This window comes from Candidatus Phytoplasma pruni, assembly GCF_013391955.1.
Taxonomy (GTDB): Bacteria; Bacillota_I; Bacilli_A; order Acholeplasmatales; family Acholeplasmataceae; genus Phytoplasma.
In genome coordinates this window covers 1-1,542 of record NZ_JABUOH010000048.1, presented here as the reverse complement: position 1 = coordinate 1,542, position 1,542 = coordinate 1, and the positions used below count along the sequence as shown (strand labels likewise).

General features: G+C 32.6%; 4 protein-coding genes. All 4 read right to left on the bottom strand.

From position 1 onward, the window contains the following. Positions 1-138: 138 nt before the first annotated feature. Entirely contained in the window at positions 139-711 is a 573-nt protein-coding gene (locus HR065_RS02145) for a hypothetical protein (RefSeq protein WP_178734261.1), read from the bottom strand. Beyond that, on the bottom strand, positions 686-847 hold the full coding sequence (locus tag HR065_RS02140) for a hypothetical protein (protein WP_178734260.1): 162 nt from the start codon (positions 845-847) through the stop codon (positions 686-688). The genes HR065_RS02145 and HR065_RS02140 overlap by 26 nt, the downstream gene beginning before the upstream one ends. Positions 848-851: 4 nt before the next feature. Then, positions 852-1,004, bottom strand: a complete 153-nt coding sequence (locus tag HR065_RS02135) for a hypothetical protein (protein WP_178734259.1) — start codon at positions 1,002-1,004, stop codon at positions 852-854. Positions 1,005-1,064: 60 nt separating this feature from the next. Next, positions 1,065-1,542 (bottom strand): DUF2963 domain-containing protein (locus HR065_RS02130; RefSeq protein WP_178734258.1); only part of this gene is annotated, 478 nt, incomplete at its 5' end.

Genomic DNA, 1,542 nt, shown 5'->3' with positions numbered 1-1,542 from the left:
TCGGGCCATTGCATTATTATGTGATTTTGTTGCTGGTTTAATCGATATCGCTGGTCTATTGGGATTATGGCGGCGGTTATTAGGGTTATGATGATAAATATTAAAATTTGATACCATTGCATTTTTCTTTCCTCCTTTTTATTGATTATTTTCGTCGTATTCTTCCCTTAACGTTTGTATTTCGTTTTCGTAGAGATGCAGTAAGGCGATTAATTGTTTGGTGCTGGCTAGGATGGCAGCGGTTTCAATTGGTAGATTTAATTCGTCCATTCTGGCAGGTAAAAGATCTGTTAAAAAATTTAAATTAACATGTAAAGAACCTTTGGAACATGGGGTAGAGGTGCAATCTTCTAACAAAACGACAGCCTTTTCATATTCATCATCCCAGGGTTCAATTTCTTCAAAAGGCCAACCATTATCATCTAATTCCTCGGGTTCATATTCGTGTTCGTCTTTTAATTGTTCGTAATGTTGGTCTCTTTCTAATTTAACACGGTTGGATAAAGTATACAGTTGGTGAATTAAAGAGTCCGCATTTTGGGATATTGTCATACTTCTTTCCGAAGGTGTTTCGGTTTGAAGGGTTAAATACTCAGACAAATTAGCCAATTGGGTAGTTAAGGGTGTTCTGTGGGGATGATATAATAATTTTTTTAAACTTTCGTGAGTATTTTCATAGGGGTTTTTATTCTTTTTTTGTTTTTTCATCATTATTTTCGAGCTCCTTTATTTTTTTATTTAATTTTTCAATTTTGTAAGTGTTGTAATTAGTGGATGCTAAAATATCTATCACAGTAAATATAATTATGATAAAATTGATCCATTCAAAAATGTTTTGTATTTTCATAAATTTATTTCTCCTTTTTCTTTGGTTTTTTGTTGTAATGGGGATAAAAAATTTGTTTCGTGTACCATTTTATGTCCCCTTTTTTGGTAATGACTTTGATTTTACCGCTTTTGTAGTAGTAATAGACATTACCGTTTTTCATTTCTTTGATAATCACTTGAATACTCCTTTTTATTGAATTTATAGGTTTTTAAATGAAAAAAACCCTAAATGGTTTTTAGGGTTTTGAGTTTGAGGTAAAAGTTTCTTTTACAGAACCGTCGTCATTGTAGGTGGTGTGTAAAAATATTTTGTCATCGGTAGGATGCATTCTAGTAATAGCTTCTACTTTACCATTTGTTTTATAATGAGTTATTATTAAAATATCTTCACTTCCTCTTTCTCTTTCAGTCATGTCTTTAACAGAACCGTCGGGATTGTAGGTGAAGGATTTGATGATTCGTCCGGTTTGGGGGTCGTATTCTTCGATGGAGTCGAGGGTGCCGTCGTCGACATTGTAGTCGGTTTTTTTGATTTTTTTACCAGTTATAGGATCAAATTCTTCAAAACTTTCAATATTGTTGTTAGATGTGAAGTTTGTTTCTTTGATTTGATTACCAGTTTGAGAATCATATTCTTTAACCGCGTAATAGCCATCTTTTTCATAAACGGTTTCTAATCTATTAGGTTTAGCTTTGTTTTCAATTTCTTGGAGT

Excerpts from the sequence above, each read along its gene's own strand:
- HR065_RS02145 (WP_178734261.1), bottom strand. The coding sequence starts at position 711 with ATGATGAAAAAACAAAAAAAGAATAAAAACCCCTATGAAAATACTCAC.
- HR065_RS02140 (WP_178734260.1), bottom strand. The coding sequence starts at position 847 with ATGAAAATACAAAACATTTTTGAATGGATCAATTTTATCATAATTATA.